This is a genomic window from Nitrospiraceae bacterium (assembly GCA_035623075.1).
Lineage (GTDB): Bacteria > Nitrospirota > Nitrospiria > Nitrospirales > Nitrospiraceae > DASPUC01.
In genome coordinates this window covers 226,040-240,334 of record DASPUC010000024.1, presented here as the reverse complement: position 1 = coordinate 240,334, position 14,295 = coordinate 226,040, and the positions used below count along the sequence as shown (strand labels likewise).

The 14,295-nt window shown below is 58.2% G+C and carries 15 protein-coding genes; 8 read left to right on the top strand and 7 right to left on the bottom strand.

All coding sequences use genetic code 11. The features are described from left to right. The first annotated feature begins 47 nt into the window (after positions 1-47). From murJ to VEI50_07760, 7 genes are all read left to right on the top strand, one after another. On the top strand, positions 48-1,688 hold the full coding sequence (gene murJ, locus VEI50_07790) for a murein biosynthesis integral membrane protein MurJ (protein ID HXX75016.1): 1,641 nt from the start codon (positions 48-50) through the stop codon (positions 1,686-1,688). A gap of 76 nt (positions 1,689-1,764) precedes the next feature. Next, the gene (locus VEI50_07785; GenBank protein ID HXX75015.1) at positions 1,765-2,268 is read left to right on the top strand and encodes a methylated-DNA--[protein]-cysteine S-methyltransferase; all 504 of its coding nucleotides are present in this window, start codon (positions 1,765-1,767) and stop codon (positions 2,266-2,268) included. 10 nt (positions 2,269-2,278) lie between these two features. Continuing rightward, positions 2,279-2,740: a D-aminoacyl-tRNA deacylase gene (gene dtd / locus VEI50_07780; GenBank protein HXX75014.1), complete on the top strand. Its 462-nt coding sequence runs from the start codon at positions 2,279-2,281 to the stop codon at positions 2,738-2,740. 51 nt (positions 2,741-2,791) lie between these two features. Further along, complete coding sequence (locus VEI50_07775; protein ID HXX75013.1) at positions 2,792-3,358, top strand: hypothetical protein; 567 nt, start codon at positions 2,792-2,794, stop codon at positions 3,356-3,358. 14 nt (positions 3,359-3,372) lie between these two features. Beyond that, positions 3,373-4,284, top strand: a complete 912-nt coding sequence (locus tag VEI50_07770) for an isoaspartyl peptidase/L-asparaginase family protein (GenBank protein ID HXX75012.1) — start codon at positions 3,373-3,375, stop codon at positions 4,282-4,284. Next, positions 4,281-4,709, top strand: coding sequence for a VOC family protein (locus VEI50_07765; GenBank protein HXX75011.1), 429 nt, complete (start codon positions 4,281-4,283; stop codon positions 4,707-4,709). The genes VEI50_07770 and VEI50_07765 overlap by 4 nt, the downstream gene beginning before the upstream one ends. 25 nt (positions 4,710-4,734) lie before the next feature. Then, entirely contained in the window at positions 4,735-4,950 is a 216-nt protein-coding gene (locus VEI50_07760; GenBank protein ID HXX75010.1) for a hypothetical protein, read from the top strand. Here the strand turns inward: VEI50_07760 and mtgA are convergent. Beyond that, on the bottom strand, positions 4,930-5,664 hold the full coding sequence (gene mtgA / locus VEI50_07755) for a monofunctional biosynthetic peptidoglycan transglycosylase (GenBank protein HXX75009.1): 735 nt from the start codon (positions 5,662-5,664) through the stop codon (positions 4,930-4,932). The genes VEI50_07760 and mtgA overlap by 21 nt on opposite strands. A 12-nt stretch (positions 5,665-5,676) precedes the next feature. Between mtgA and yihA the strand changes: the two genes are divergently transcribed. Continuing rightward, complete coding sequence (gene yihA / locus VEI50_07750; GenBank protein HXX75008.1) at positions 5,677-6,369, top strand: ribosome biogenesis GTP-binding protein YihA/YsxC; 693 nt, start codon at positions 5,677-5,679, stop codon at positions 6,367-6,369. On the opposite strand, the gene VEI50_07745 is transcribed toward yihA, so the two are convergent. The 6 genes from VEI50_07745 to VEI50_07720 form a co-directional block, all read right to left on the bottom strand. Then, entirely contained in the window at positions 6,293-7,315 is a 1,023-nt protein-coding gene (locus tag VEI50_07745; GenBank protein HXX75007.1) for a peptidyl-prolyl cis-trans isomerase, read from the bottom strand. The genes yihA and VEI50_07745 overlap by 77 nt on opposite strands. 127 nt (positions 7,316-7,442) lie before the next feature. Beyond that, on the bottom strand, positions 7,443-8,339 hold the full coding sequence (locus VEI50_07740) for a peptidylprolyl isomerase (protein ID HXX75006.1): 897 nt from the start codon (positions 8,337-8,339) through the stop codon (positions 7,443-7,445). A gap of 21 nt (positions 8,340-8,360) precedes the next feature. Then, on the bottom strand, positions 8,361-11,825 hold the full coding sequence (mfd, locus tag VEI50_07735) for a transcription-repair coupling factor (GenBank protein HXX75005.1): 3,465 nt from the start codon (positions 11,823-11,825) through the stop codon (positions 8,361-8,363). A 3-nt stretch (positions 11,826-11,828) separates the two neighbouring features. Then, positions 11,829-12,311: a D-glycero-beta-D-manno-heptose 1-phosphate adenylyltransferase gene (gene rfaE2, locus VEI50_07730; protein ID HXX75004.1), complete on the bottom strand. Its 483-nt coding sequence runs from the start codon at positions 12,309-12,311 to the stop codon at positions 11,829-11,831. Between the two features lie 13 nt (positions 12,312-12,324). Further along, entirely contained in the window at positions 12,325-13,515 is a 1,191-nt protein-coding gene (locus VEI50_07725) for a DNA polymerase IV (protein HXX75003.1), read from the bottom strand. Between the two features lie 23 nt (positions 13,516-13,538). Next, complete coding sequence (locus tag VEI50_07720; protein ID HXX75002.1) at positions 13,539-14,213, bottom strand: SprT-like domain-containing protein; 675 nt, start codon at positions 14,211-14,213, stop codon at positions 13,539-13,541. Positions 14,214-14,295: the final 82 nt, after the last annotated feature.

The window sequence follows — 14,295 nt, the reverse complement described above, 5'->3', positions numbered from 1 at the left end:
CGTGTCGATTATAGACTGTCCTGACCGGTTCCGATAGAATCCGCTCAATGGCTGATCCCGCCGTAAGCTCCACGTCACCCGACCAAAGCCAGGACGAGAATCATTCGGTGGTCGACGCCGCCGGGATGATCGGTGTCGCAACATTCTCCAGTCGTATTCTCGGGTTCATTCGGGACATGGTTCTCGCCCAGCTCTTCGGCGCGACACCCGCAGCCGACGCCTTCTTCGTGGCCTACCGGATCCCGAACCTGTTGCGTGAATTGTTTGCCGAAGGATCGATGTCTTCCGCCTTTATCCCGGTTTTCACCGAATATCAGACTCTCAAGTCAAAGCGGGACGCATGGGAATTGGCGAGCGCGGTGTTCACGACCCTGCTCACGATCGTCACCGGGATCACCCTCATTGGCATTGTCGTTGCGTCCGGCATCGTCTGGCTGTTCGCACCTGGCTTCCATGACGAACCAATGAAGCTGGAGATGACAACGCTGCTTACGCGGATCATGTTTCCCTATTTGATTTTCATCAGCCTAGCTGCACTGGCGATGGGCATTCTGAACTCTCTGCGGGCCTTCGCGGCTCCGGCGTTTTCTCCGGTGTTTTTCAACATTGTCATCATCAGCTGTGCGTACTTTCTGTCGCCGGTGCTGCCGGAACCGATCGTCGGTGTTGCCATCGGTGTTGTGGCCGGCGGGGCTGCTCAATTCGCCATGCAACTGCCTGGGCTCAAGTCGCGCGGGATGCTGTTCGGGCTCCGGTATGAGCCGGGTCATCCGGGGGTGCGACGAATCGGCTGGCTCATGGTACCGTCGTTGTTGGGTTTGTCCGTCACGCAAATCAATATTACGGTGAGCACGGTGCTTTCGTCCTTCTTTGCCGGCGGGCCCACTTATTTGTTCTACGGGATGCGCCTGATTCAATTCCCCCTCGGGATCTTCGGCGTGGCCCTGGCGACCGCGATTCTGCCGACGCTGTCTTCACAGGCGGCTCGTAAGGCGTTGGATGAATTGCGAACGACCTTGGGGTTCGGCCTCCGCATGATTCTGTTTATCATTGTGCCCGCGATGCTGGGCTTGATCCTGTTGCGCCAGCCGATTGTTCATCTGTTTTTCGAGCACGGTTCGTTCACCCACAATGATACGGTCATGACTGCCACGGCCGTCTTGTGTTATGCGGTGGGTCTGTGGGCGTTTGCCGGTGTTCGGATCATCGTCTCGGCGTTCTATTCTTTACAAGATACGAAGACGCCTGCGATCACGGCAGCGGTATCGGTGGGAGCCAACGTGGTGTTCTCCCTGATCTTCATGCGGGCGTTGGGCGCGGCCGGCCTTGCGCTCGCAACGGCACTGGCGGCGATGCTGAACGGTGCGATTCTCGTGGCAGTGCTGGACCGTCGATTGGGGGGCGTCGACTGGTTGTCCATTGGCTACGCGTCTCTTCGTGCCATAGGCGCCTCCGTTCCGTTGACTCTGGCATGCTGGTGGGTCGCAGGGGCGCAAGTCTGGGGTCATCCGGGTGAATGGATCGCGAAGGTCGTGATGCTGTTCGTGGCGATTGGATTAAGTATGACAGGCTATCTCGGCGTCCATGCCCTACTGCGGTCGGAGGAATTGGACGTGGTATGGAGGATGGTTCAGCGTAAAATTGGTCGAACGGGAAGGAGCGAGAGCAATGGCCCAGCAAGGAAATAAGAGGCGCTCGGTAAAAAAAAAGAAGAGAAGTACAGCTCCAGCTCGCCGCTCACTTCCTTCTTGTCCAAGAGTGGCGATGATTTTTATGACCCCTTGGGGTTGGATGGGAATTTCAGAAACGAAGCGAGGGATTGATGCGATTGTCTTGCCCAAACCATCCCGCGCTGCAGTGGAGTCGATCCTTCGATCCTCCGATGATAAACCGATCGACTCTCGAACGTCGGAACGGTTGCAAGCCGCGCGGATTCAGGTAACCGAGTACTTGCGCCGGACGCGCCAAGGCTTCGATCTCCCGCTCGATCTATCGCAGGGGACGCCGTTTCAGCGTCAGGTCTGGCGCACGTTGCAACGAGTCCCCTACGGCAAGCTTCGTTCCTATCAATGGATCGCTGCACGCGTGGGAGGTCGGCCGTACGCCCGAGCTGTGGGAAATGCCGTGGGGGCAAATCCTGTTCCGATCATGATTCCGTGCCACCGGATTGTCGCGCACGATGGCGGGCTGGGTGGCTTTTCGGGAGGATTGTCTGTGAAGCGAAAATTGCTGACCCTTGAAGGAACCCTGTCTCAGCTCAGATCGTAAACGAACGACCATGAAGGCGGTCATCCAGCGTGTGAGTTACGCGTCGGTCGAGGTGTCCGGTCAGATCGTTGGGCGCATCGAAACAGGTCTGCTGGTTTTGCTCGGGGTGGCCAAAGGAGATGCTGAGGCAGATTCTCGCTATCTGGTCGAGAAGATCCGAACGATGCGGATCTTCTCGGACCAACAAGGCAAGATGAATCGATCGTTGGCGGATGTCGGCGGGTCTGTTCTGGTCGTCTCGCAGTTCACCTTGCTCGGCAGGACCACCAATGGCCGCCGCCCGAGTTTCGATGATGCCGCGTCCCCTGATGATGCCAAACGTCTCTACGAACGGGTGGTGACGGATCTACGGGTACTGGGAACCAAGGTCGAGACCGGACAGTTTGCCGCGCACATGCGTGTCGAGCTGCTCAACGATGGCCCAGTGACCTTCATCCTCGACAGTCGAGGGACAACCGAACGCAGTTCGTGACCGGACATCTGCTATACTAGCCAAAGAGTCTTCTGTAACAGGGGGATGGAGATGGGAACGCAGGTCCCTCCTCGACATCCGCTGCGAGCGCTCTTCGGTGCCCTGACCGAGCGAAGTTTCACCGAACACCTCGGTTGGCCGGACCAGAACGTCACCGAATATGTCTCCAATCTTCTCGTCGACTTTACCCACACTGACCAGCTCTATAAAATTCGAAATCGCCACGGCGCGTCAGTCGAGACGGTCGTGGATTTGCTCTTCGAGTCTGAGGTGCTGCTCGAAGCCCAATCGCTCGATCGCGAACGAGACGTACATCAGCACATCGGGGACTTCACGTTGTTCATGGCCGGGATTTTCCCCGAGTACCTTCGTCGCCTCAAAACCGCGGGACTGATCTACCATAAGGATTTTCTGGTCGATTACGTCAAAACCGGAAAACGGTCATACGGAATTGTGGCGCAAATGGCCGATACATCGTCTTCGGAAGGCCTCCCATTGTTCAAAACGCTCTCTGACAATTTTGAACTCTGTGTCACAGGCCTGGGCTTCGTGCGGTCAGATTTAGATCGCATGAGGGATCCGGCCTACAAGCGCGCCCGGGATCTCCTACTCAATTGAAATCCTCTCGCCCCGTGATCCTCGTTCATGGCGGCGCCGGTCGCCGACCCGTCACTCCATTACAGACAGCCTGTCTTGCCGAGGCGTTAGCCACGAGCTACGTCATCCTTGAGGAGGGGGGGCCGGCCGTCTGCGCAGTCGAACGTGCGATCAGCCTGTTGGAAGCTTCCGGCCTTTTCAATGCCGGGCGGGGGTCACGCCGCCAGCTAGATGGCGTGATGCGGATGGACGCATCGATTATGGATGGCGCTACCTTGAAGGCGGGGGCGGTGGCTTCGATCGAAGGAATCGTGCATCCCATTTCCGCAGCCAAGTTGGTCATGGAGAAGACGAAGCATGTGTTGCTTGTCGGGCCTTCGGCCACCCGGTTTGCTCGGTACTTCCACCTTGAGCGTCATACACAGAGGAAGGCGTCCCGCCTGCCACGTCTCGCTCGGCCTGTCTCCGCTGCGGCCATCAAAACGACGCTCCTCTACCGCATGATGGCGAGAAAAGAGTCCGGATCGATAGAACGGCATGGCACGGTGGGAGCCGTGGCTTTAGATGGAAGAGGAACGGTTGCAGCCGGAGCTTCCACGGGAGGCATTGATTCAATGCTTCCGGGGCGAGTCGGCGATACCCCTCTGATCGGCTGCGGAGTTTACGCCGATAATCGGAGCGGGGCCGTGTCCATGACGGGACTCGGTGAGGGCATCATTCGTCTTGCCATGGCCAAGACAATCTGCGATCGTTTGGCCTCCGGGGCAAGTCCCGCAGTGGCTGCGCAACAGATCTTGCGTCAGTTAGTATCCAGGCTCCAGGGTTCGGCAGGACTGTTGGTTTTAGCCTCGAACGGCCGCTTCGCAATTCGCCACGTCACGCCCTGTATGGCGGCAGGATGGTGGGATGGGAAAAGAAAGCCCAGCGTCCAAGGACGATTTCGATGAGTGACAGTATCTTGCACCTGGCATTTCCCACGCATGATGTGACGGCAGCCAAACGTTTCTACGTTGAAGGACTCGGCTGTACCCTGGGCCGCGAATCATCGACCGCCGTGACGTTTGGCCTCGCCGGCCATCAACTCGTGGCGCATCTGGTGCCGGAACTTCAGCCAGCCCAACAGGGGATCTACCCGCGGCATTTCGGCCTGATTTTTCTCTCGAAGACAGGTTGGCAGGAACTGGCTGACCGTGCCAGGGGAAAGGGGCTGTCCTTCTATCAACAACCGCGGGTACGGTATCCCGGGACACGCATCGAGCACCACACGTTCTTCATCGAAGATCCCTCGAGGAATCTACTGGAGTTCAAATACTACACACACGAATCAGCCATCTTCGGCGAGCACGAATTCCAACACGTCGGAGACCGCTAGACCAATCGCCCTGCAACGTCAGTTCATGTTCCACGCAGATCCCTCCCAGCACGAGCAATGGGACGCCGAGGGTCTTCACTGGTCCGGTCTGTGCCGCGATGTCCTGTCGATTCGTCAGATTCTCGCCGTTGAGGAACACTCGAATTCCTTTTGCGATCGGTTTTTGAATCAAGGCATCGACCACGACGAAGTCTCCGGTCTGCTGCTCATGGCGGCGGCCTCAATGAGTAGCGCGCTTTGAGGAAGGATACTTGTTCATCCGATAGATGATCCGTTCGTATCGTCGGCTCAAGGCGGTAGATTTACGAATGGGGTCGTACCGGCGTGGTGAAGGCAGGATAGCAGCCAACCAGGCCGCTTCTTCTGCGGTGAGGTCGTGTGAAGATTTTTGGAAGTGATGGCGTGCGGCCGCTTCGGCTCCGTACACGTCGATGCCCCACTCCGCGACGTTGAGATACAGCTCGAGGATGCGATCTTTGCTGAGTTGGTGCTCAAGGAGGCGCGTGATCAGAGCTTCTCGCGCCTTGCGGAACATCGATCGCTCGGAGGACAGGTACAGGTTCTTCGCGAGCTGCTGCGTGATGGTGCTCCCGCCACGTTTTAGCTCACCGGCTTCGAGGTTGGCGATGGCGGCGTCCTTGATACCTTCCCAATCGAATCCTTCATGCGTGAAGAACGACGCGTCTTCCGCGGCCACGACGGCGCGGCGAAGATGGGGCGAGATGCGTGACAGCGGCACCCACTTCCATTGGCGTTCGATCGTGTGGCCCCGATCCTGAGCCTGGGCCCGACGCATCTCCATGAGAGCGGTGGTTGACGGGTTGCTCGTTTTTAGGGCTGAGACGTTGGGCAGCGTCACCAGCCACACGAACAGTACCGCGCCGATGGGAAGGCACACCAAGAGGACGACGGAGAGAATCAGGCGTGCGCGACGTTGCGTGGTTGACTTCGCCATAGCGTGATGCGTATGAACTGTCGTGAAGCGTGTGGCAACGGAGTCGATGAGAATTTCGTTCCCGCGTTTCGCCCCATGCCACCTACTCCTAGAGGGTTGCCGTTGAAAATCCTGAGGGCGGAGTTTATCAGAAGTTGTCTGACCACAGAACAGCTTCCGTCCGGCACGATTCCGGAATTTGCCTTTGCAGGACGATCAAACGTAGGCAAATCGTCCTTGATCAATACTCTCCTCCAGCGGAGGGGTCTTGCCAAGGTGAGTCGGACACCGGGCAAGACCAGGGCGCTTAATCTGTTTGCTGTGTCGACCGACGACCCGACCATGCCACATTGTCACATCGTCGATCTTCCTGGTTATGGATACGCCAAGGTTTCGAAATCGGTGCGTGCTCAATGGGCCCCACTGGTCGAAGGCTATCTTGCCAATCGGGACCAATTGCTCGCTGTGGTGTTGTTGGTCGAGAGCCGAGTGCCGAGAGAACAAGATGGCGACACCATCGCCTGGCTGGCGTCGATTGGGTGTTCACCGATCGTGGTCGCCACCAAGGCGGATAAACTGAAAGCCGGCGAACGAGTCGGGGCCTTGCGTCGCTTATGCGATGTCCTGGCCATCCAAAATCGTGAGGCGCTCATTCCTTTTTCATCGGTGACGAAGGAGGGGAGAGACCGCCTGTGGGCTGCCCTGTTGCTGCGGGTTCGAACTTAACTTCGATATACGATTTGTTCTTCAGGTTCGCCAGCCACGCCTGGAACACATCCTCGCTCTTCTGCTGAAACACCAAACCCTGGATTTCCGTTTTGACCGCTTCGTAGGGCCGGAACTGTTTCGGCTGCTTCTCGTCCACGCGGACGATGTGAATGCCTTCCGGGGCATCAATGGGGTCTGAGATACCCCCGGGCGCCAGGTCCGCAATGGCCCGTTCGATGGCTGGCAGCAATTCTCCCTGTCGCACCAAACCGAGAGCTCCCCCCCGCGACGCGTTGAGGCCTTCAGAATATCGGAGCGCAAGATCCTCAAAGGTTTCTCCTCGCTTGAGCATGGCGAATATCTCGCCGGCTTTGGCCTTCGAGGCGGCAGCGTCGTCCGATGATCGGCGTTCAAGCAGGATTTGGCTCAGCGTATATTCTTCAGGAAGTGCAAACCGGTCGCGATGCTCCTGGTAGTATCGTCTCATGTCCGAATCGACGACCATCACACCACTGCGGACTTCGCGATCGACGAGCCTGAGCAGTGTGAGTTGGTCGCGAACGTTCTTGAGCGTCCACGGATCAATGTCGTCGATCTTTTCCCCTTGTTGCTTCATCTGTTTGATCGTTTGCTTAACCTCTTGGTCGGAGACGTCGACGCCGCGAGCTTTCGCTTCTTGAAGTTGGATCTTGCGCTCAATCATCGTGGTTAGGACCATGGACTCGGCCATCTTTATCCGACGGGCCAACTCACGGCCTTGGTAATGCTTCTTGAGTCTCTCGCGTTCAGGAGCGAGTTCTCGTTTCAACTCCGACAGCATGATCAGGTCGGAGTTCACGACAGCGACGATCCGTTCTTCCACTTGAGCCGCTCCGAGGGAAGCAAACCCGAGGAGAGCAGTCAAGACACTGATCGCCGGATGAAGGTGCCGATGCGATGGCGTGTGGCTAGATCGATGCATCATGTTACAGACTTCGAACCTCCGCTATGCCAACCTGAACTGCCCTATCGGGCTGATGGAATCCGATTAATTGTACATGAATTCATCGGGAATTGAGGAGGGAGGAGTGACAAGCTGAAAACAGCGAAGATCAGCGTTTTCCAACGTCATCCGCCACGTAGCGCGAGGCGTCGGCGAGGCGGACGATCGCCCTCCCTCGGATGTCGGCGATCATTTCGTCAAACCGCTTGCGGCGTTTCTCGTTGAGCAATTCCTGCCGGAGACGTTCGCGGGTCGCGAGGTCCGCTTGGATGACTTCCTTGTCGAGGGGAACGATTTTGACGAGATAGTATCCGGCGTCCGTCTTAATCGGCGCGCTGACCATTCCGGGTTTGAGGGTGTGGATCACCTCGTCGACTTCAGGCATGACGAGACCCTTGCGATAAGGGCCGAGGTCGCCCCCGTTGGCCTTCGTCTTCCCGTCGATGGAATAGCGTTGGGCGAATTTCACAAAATCTCCTCCCTGGTTGACCTGTTTCTCGAGGTCTTTTGCAGCCGGATAGTTGGGAAGAAGCATCTGGAATACATTCACCTTGAGCGGTGTCAGAAGCTCGCGGGCATGTTTTTCATAGTAGGCGTCCAATTCTTCCTTCGTGAGCTCGATCTTTGCCTTGATCTTGTCCTTGAGCAGCTCGTCAAGAATGAGCTGTTCCTTGTACCGTTGGGTCCGTTCGCGGATAGTGTCGTCCTGGTCCAGGCCTTTCTTCCGGGCTTCCTGCATGAGAAGCTCGCGCGTGATCAATTCGTCGAGGAAGCGCCGTTTCCCGCCCTCCTTCTCGTAGCGGGCGCGGGTCGCGTCGGCGAGTTCTGACCACCGGATGTCGAATTCGCTTTGCATGATCTGTCGCCCATTGACGAGCGCGAGGACGGGATCCTCGGGCGGGGGAGTGCAGCTGATGAGTAGCAGCACGCTGCCGATAAGACCGGCAAAGACCAGTGAAACACGAGCGTATCCCCTACGGACGGTAGCACTGCGAATTAAGTTCATAAGCGTAACTGGTACAGCGGCTTATCCCTGCGCAGATTGTGATGTGTTGGTATCACAGACATTGAGGCTTTGCAAGGTTGCTGTGAGTTCCCGAAAGGTGGAAGCCCAGTCTTGATGCGGTATTTGGAGCTCGAATGACAGGGGAGAGAGAAACCGAAGCTGTTTCTTGTGCCGATCCATCAGGCGTTGGATGCCGGAGTTTCCAACTGGGTTCTTGGCGTCGAGCGTGATAACCACAGACTGTGTTTTCAATTCGACCGAAGCCAGCCGGAGCACCTTCGCCAGGATCCTGATCTGCATGACTTCAAACAGCCGTTCAACCGGTTCCGGCGGTAATCCGTACCGATCTTGCAGTTCCCCGTGAAGCAGGGCAAGATCGCCGATCTGTGTATATGACGAGAGCCGTTTATAGAATGACAGCCGATGGTGAGGATCTGTGACATAGACGTCCGGGATATAGGCGGAGACGTTGAGACGCAGCACGGGATCGATTTCTTCTTCAACGACTTTCCCCTTCAGTTTCTGTACCGCCTGCTCCACCATCCGCATGTACAGGTCGAGACCGATCGCGGCGATATGGCCCGACTGCTGTCTACCGAGCAGATTTCCCGCGCCGCGGATCTCCAGATCGGCCGCGGCGATCCTAAAACCCGACCCGAGCTCGGTAAATTGCTGAATCGCGGTCAGCCGCTTCTGGGCGTCGCCCGTCAACATCCCCTCGTCAGGGGTCAGAAAGTACGCATAGGCCTGATCGCCGCCGCGTCCCACGCGCCCTCGGAGTTGGTACAACTGCGCCAACCCGAACGTATCGGCGCGATTCACGATGATGGTGTTGGCATTCGGGACATCCAGACCAGATTGGATAATGGCTGATGCAATCAGCACATCGGCCTCACCGTGAAAGAATTTCAGCATGACCGATTCGAGCGGCTTTGCGTTCATTTGTCCATGCGCCATCACGATCCGTGCTTCCGGCACCAATTCCCTGAGCCAGGCACCGGTTCGTTCCATGGTTTCGACACGATTGTGAACGAAGTAGACTTGCCCGCCGCGTCCCAGTTCGCGAAGAATCGCCTCCCGGACCAGATTGTCACTGAAACGGACGACCTGGGTGCGAATGGCCAGGCGCCCGGCGGGCGGCGTGTCCATAATGGACAAATCGCGAACGCTCGACATGGCCATTTGCAACGTGCGGGGAATCGGCGTCGCGGTCAATGTGAGGACGTCCACCTGCGTGCGCAGCTGTTTCAGTCGTTCTTTATGCCTGACGCCGAACCATTGTTCCTCGTCAATGATTACGAGTCCCAGGTTTCTGAAGACGACGTCTTTTTGCAGCACCCGATGAGTTCCGATGACGACGTCGATCGTGCCTGCGGCCACGTCTTTCAGAATCGCCTGCGTGGCCTTTGATGATTGGAATCGAGAGAGCAACCCGACGCGAGTGGGGAAGGGAGCGAATCGGTCGGCAAAATTCTCGTAGTGTTGGTGAGCGAGGAGTGTCGTCGGGACGAGGACGGCGACCTGACGATTGTCCTCGACCGCTTTGAAGGCCGCCCGCATCGCCACCTCGGTTTTCCCGTAGCCGACGTCTCCGCAGACTAACCGATCCATCGGCCTGCTCGCTTCCATGTCACGGACAATGTCGTCGATGGCTTTCATCTGATCCGGTGTTTCCTCGTATTCGAAGGCAGCCTCGAACTCGTGATACAAGGTCGTAGGAAGCCCGTACGACTGCCGCTTGACAAGCTCGCGATTGGCGTAGAGGTCGATCAGCTCGTGCGCCATTTCCTCGATGTCTTTCTTGGCCCGGGCCGTCGTTTTCGCCCAACTGGTTCCGCCTAGTCGGTCGAGTCGCGGCACATGCCCTTCCGCTCCGCTATAGCGCTGCACGTGATTCAGCCGATCGAGGGGGACGTACAATTTGTCGCTTCCGGCGAACTCCAGGATGAGATAGTCACTGTCGAAATCTTGAACGGACAGGCGCTTGAGCCCCTGATACTTCGCGATGCCATGTTGCACGTGAACCACGTAGTCGCCGACGTGGAGATCTTCAAGGGACGACAGGAACGTGGCAGTCTTACTCTTGGGCTGCGGCTTGTGGCGGGCACCTTTGGCGAAGAGTTCCTCTTCGGTCAAGACAGCCAGACGGAGCTCTGTCGAGACGAACCCAGCAGACAGATCGCCGTGCAAGATGTAGAACGGCGATCTGGTAGTGGACGGTCTTGTCCAGGCAGCGGATGTCCATTCCATTGCCGGGACGTCGTGCTCGCGCAGAAGCGCGAGGAGCCGGTCGACTTGGCCTCGGCTTCGCGCGACGAGCATCACGCGACACTCGTTCCGCAGACGATCGAGGATGTTCAGGGTCTCGCTGAACGGCGTACCCCGCGCGCCAAGCCCAGCACTGGATGGAGTTTGGGCAGAAAACGATTCGACCGGTACCCATGATGCATCGGTCGGTGCAACCGGTTCGAGAGCGAGAACGGGCCAGCCCGAGATCCGGTCCGTGAGCCCTTCCCATGAAAGAAACAGTTTTTCTGGTGACGGGTACGGAGTTGACTCCTCCAGGTCGGCATGATGCCGGTATCCATCGTCGATCCTGTCCCACAGGGCGGCACACTCCGCTTGTAAAGCAGCCGGCTGGTCGAAGACCAACAACGGTCGTTCAGGAAAAAAGTCGAAGAGCGTCGCCAACCGTGGATACAGATCGGGCGTCCGCCATTCGGCCTCCGGAGGAATCGGCGCCAGCGAATCAGGATCGTTCTCGGACCGCAGAAATTCTCGGGCCGGGAGCACCAGCGCGCTCTCGAGCTTAACGATGGACTTCTGCGTTGCAGGATCGAAAAGCCGGAGAGACTCGATGGTTTCGCCAAGGAACTCGACACGAAGCGGGTCGGCATACGCGGTGGAGAATATATCCACGATTCCCCCTCGGATGCTGAACTCGCCGGGAATTTCCACGACCGATACGCGACGATAGCCCAACCGGAGCAATCCTCCCGTAAGAGCCTCGCGCTCGAGCGACCCATCGAGCGCGAATTGCAGCGTCATAGCGGTAAAGGTCTCGACCGGAAGTAATCGGTGGATAAGGGCGTCGATTGACGTGATGAGCCGAATCCGGGGCATCGTCCTGGCGCGATAGAGGGCGTTCATGCGACGAGCGATCAAGCCGACGTGCGGCTCTGTGGCTTCGTAGGGCAAGGTTTCCCATTTGGGGAAGAAGGCGAGCGAGTCAGTCGGGAGACCGGACAGCATCGAGAAGAAACGGAGGTCGTCGTAGAGACGCTCGGCGGCTTCGTCTGAACGGCTGACGATGAGCCAGGGCCTGGTTGCCAGGGAACTTGCCTGAGGATCAACCAGCGCCGACAGGGCAAACCCCGCCGTCGAGCCATGCAATCCCGTCAAGCACGGTCGTCCCCCTTCACTCGTCAGTGCGGCGACAATCGGAGCGAACCACTGGGGGCCAGCCGGCCCGCGGGTGATGGACACGGCTTACGTGTGGGTTGAACGGATACGGTGAATGAGGGTCGTCGTGGAGATGCCGGGGACCAGCGGGATCGTTTTTACCACGCCCCCGCGAGCTTCGACGATGTCCCGTCCGACGATGGTCTCGACCGACCAATCTCCCCCTTTGACCAACACGTCGGGCTGTACGGCGTGGATGAGCTTGTGCGGGTCCGGTTCGGAGAAGAGGACGACATAATCGACGCAGCCCAGCGCTGCGAGAATCTCCGCGCGTTGAGACTCCGGAACGATCGGGCGGTCGGGGGACTTCTTCAGACTTTTCACGGAAGCGTCGCTGTTCACTCCAACAACGAGCAGGTCCCCCAGTCCCTTCGCGGCCTGGAGATAACGCGTGTGGCCGACATGCATAAGATCGAAACACCCGTTCGTGAAGACGATTCGCTTCCGCTGTGCTCGCGCCTCCGCCAACAACGGTGCGAGTTGGTTCTTAGTCACGACTTTGTTTGTCATGAGGCCATCATACCTAGTCGAAGGACAGATGAAAAGAGATCGAGCGGCTCAGGGGGGAGTCACGTGTCACGCCGCCGAGGCCCATCACCGATGATCCATGTTGTGCGATGATGGCATCCATCGCCTCGACAGCCTTGGCGCGCCGCTGATCGAAGAGCCCGGGTGACGCAGGATTCAGCGACGAGAGGGATAGTCCGGCGAGGCGGTACTTCGTCCCCGGTATAAAGAGCTCTTGCAGGATCCGCTGGACGATCGGCCACATTGCGGGGTCATAGTTCAAGGGACCGGGAAAGCGCCGCTGTTTCGTCGTAATCGTGAAACGGGCATCCTTTAACTTCACCGTACAGCAGCTGGCAGCGAGTCCTTCTTGTCGAAGCTCATGCGCGAGTTTACGCAGGAACCCTCGGAGCGTCTGTTCGATGAAGGCACGATCATCCGTGTCATGCTCAAAGGTGGTCTCGTGGCTGAGGCTCTTCGATTCGCGATCGGCACAGACCGGTTCACGATCAATCCCACGGGCCAATTCCCTGACCTCTAGGAGACGGGAGCCGAAAAGGCCGCGTAGGACCCCTTCCCAGCGCGTGTCCAGAAGACCCCCGATCGTCCGCAAGCCGAGCGGCTCCAATCGTGCTGCGGTCTTCGGACCGATTCCCGGTAGGGCCCGGATCGGTAGGGGAGCGAGAAACGCCTGTTCGGTCCCAGGGTCAATCGTTACGAGTCCATCAGGCTTATGAGAATCTGCCGCGATCTTGGCGACGGTTTTTCCCGTGGCCAGCGCCACGGTGCATCGCAACCCAGTCGCGTCGAAAATTGATTGTTTCACCAGCCGGCCGAGCGACCGGGGGTCGGGATGGCTGGATTGCAGGTCTGTGGTGTCTGCGTAGAATTCGTCGATGCTGCTCCACTCGGTCAAGGGAAAGAGGCGATCCGTGACGATTCGCATCTGGTCATGCAGGCGGCGATACAACGGCCGGTCCAGCGGGATCAGAACCAAATGGGGGCAGAGCCGGAATGCTTCGATCGTCGGCATGGCAGAACGCACGCCATAAGGACGTACCACATAACTGGCGGCGGCGATAATGCCGCGCGGAGGTTGTCCTCCGACGGCGACCGGTTTGCCGGCGAGAGTGGGATCGGCGACGACAGCCGCGGCAGCGAACATAGCATCCACATCCCCGAACAGAATCCGGCGGGACCAGCGCATTCCTCGTTCCCCAGTCGTGAAGCCTAAAAGGTAAAAGACAATTGGGCCGGTTGCAAGGAGGTCGAAGAGCGCATGCGACAACCATCTCGTGACTCCAGCTCGTTCGACAGGTCGTGTCGTCGCGTCACCGCCCTCAGTTCTTGAAGCGAGCCGCGGCACACGCCGCAATGGTGCCGGCGAGGTTCGATCGTTCGCCGCTGGCGTCGATACACGCGGCCGCATTGCCGGCAGCGCCAGGCGAAGCGTGTCAGTGCAATCACCTCGTCCTGTAACGAATGGTACGTCGTAATGGCCAGCATGCCATCACGATTCATCTCAGCCATCTTCTTCAGGAAGTCGAGCCCATGGTTGGGACGTCGTTTGAGGATGTCGTACTGCCATTGGTGAATCATTTCGTGAGCCAGCGTACTCGTGATTTCGTGCTCGCCATACGGAGACTTCGCGAAGGCTTGCGACAGTAACGGTACCGAGAGCCGAATTTCCCGTCGCCGCGTCGTACTCATGCCCCAGCGCTGGGCCAACTTGCGGGGGCCGACGGTCGTCACGAACAAGCCGACCGACGCGGTCAGGCGAGTGCTCCATACGATGTCGATGGGAGGCAGAGTCCCGTTGAAGTATCGAATATTGAGATCGGACCAGATCCTCGCAAGTTTTTCCGTGGAATAGGGCAGAGGTCGTATAGAGTCGTGTGTACTCATACGCTGCGTTAGACCGCTCAAAAATGTTACCCAGCAAGGCCGCAAGGAGCGAGGACCGCGAGGCGTAGACGTTTCTCACCCG

Excerpts from the sequence above, each read along its gene's own strand:
- murJ (HXX75016.1), top strand. The coding sequence starts at position 48 with ATGGCTGATCCCGCCGTAAGCTCCACGTCACCCGACCAAAGCCAGGAC.
- VEI50_07785 (HXX75015.1), top strand. The coding sequence starts at position 1,765 with ATGATTTTTATGACCCCTTGGGGTTGGATGGGAATTTCAGAAACGAAG.
- dtd (HXX75014.1), top strand. The coding sequence starts at position 2,279 with ATGAAGGCGGTCATCCAGCGTGTGAGTTACGCGTCGGTCGAGGTGTCC.
- VEI50_07775 (HXX75013.1), top strand. The coding sequence starts at position 2,792 with ATGGGAACGCAGGTCCCTCCTCGACATCCGCTGCGAGCGCTCTTCGGT.
- VEI50_07765 (HXX75011.1), top strand. The coding sequence starts at position 4,281 with ATGAGTGACAGTATCTTGCACCTGGCATTTCCCACGCATGATGTGACG.
- VEI50_07760 (HXX75010.1), top strand. The coding sequence starts at position 4,735 with ATGTTCCACGCAGATCCCTCCCAGCACGAGCAATGGGACGCCGAGGGT.
- mtgA (HXX75009.1), bottom strand. The coding sequence starts at position 5,664 with ATGGCGAAGTCAACCACGCAACGTCGCGCACGCCTGATTCTCTCCGTC.
- yihA (HXX75008.1), top strand. The coding sequence starts at position 5,677 with ATGAACTGTCGTGAAGCGTGTGGCAACGGAGTCGATGAGAATTTCGTT.
- VEI50_07745 (HXX75007.1), bottom strand. The coding sequence starts at position 7,315 with ATGATGCATCGATCTAGCCACACGCCATCGCATCGGCACCTTCATCCG.
- VEI50_07740 (HXX75006.1), bottom strand. The coding sequence starts at position 8,339 with ATGAACTTAATTCGCAGTGCTACCGTCCGTAGGGGATACGCTCGTGTT.
- rfaE2 (HXX75004.1), bottom strand. The coding sequence starts at position 12,311 with ATGACAAACAAAGTCGTGACTAAGAACCAACTCGCACCGTTGTTGGCG.
- VEI50_07725 (HXX75003.1), bottom strand. The coding sequence starts at position 13,515 with ATGCGCTGGTCCCGCCGGATTCTGTTCGGGGATGTGGATGCTATGTTC.
- VEI50_07720 (HXX75002.1), bottom strand. The coding sequence starts at position 14,213 with ATGAGTACACACGACTCTATACGACCTCTGCCCTATTCCACGGAAAAA.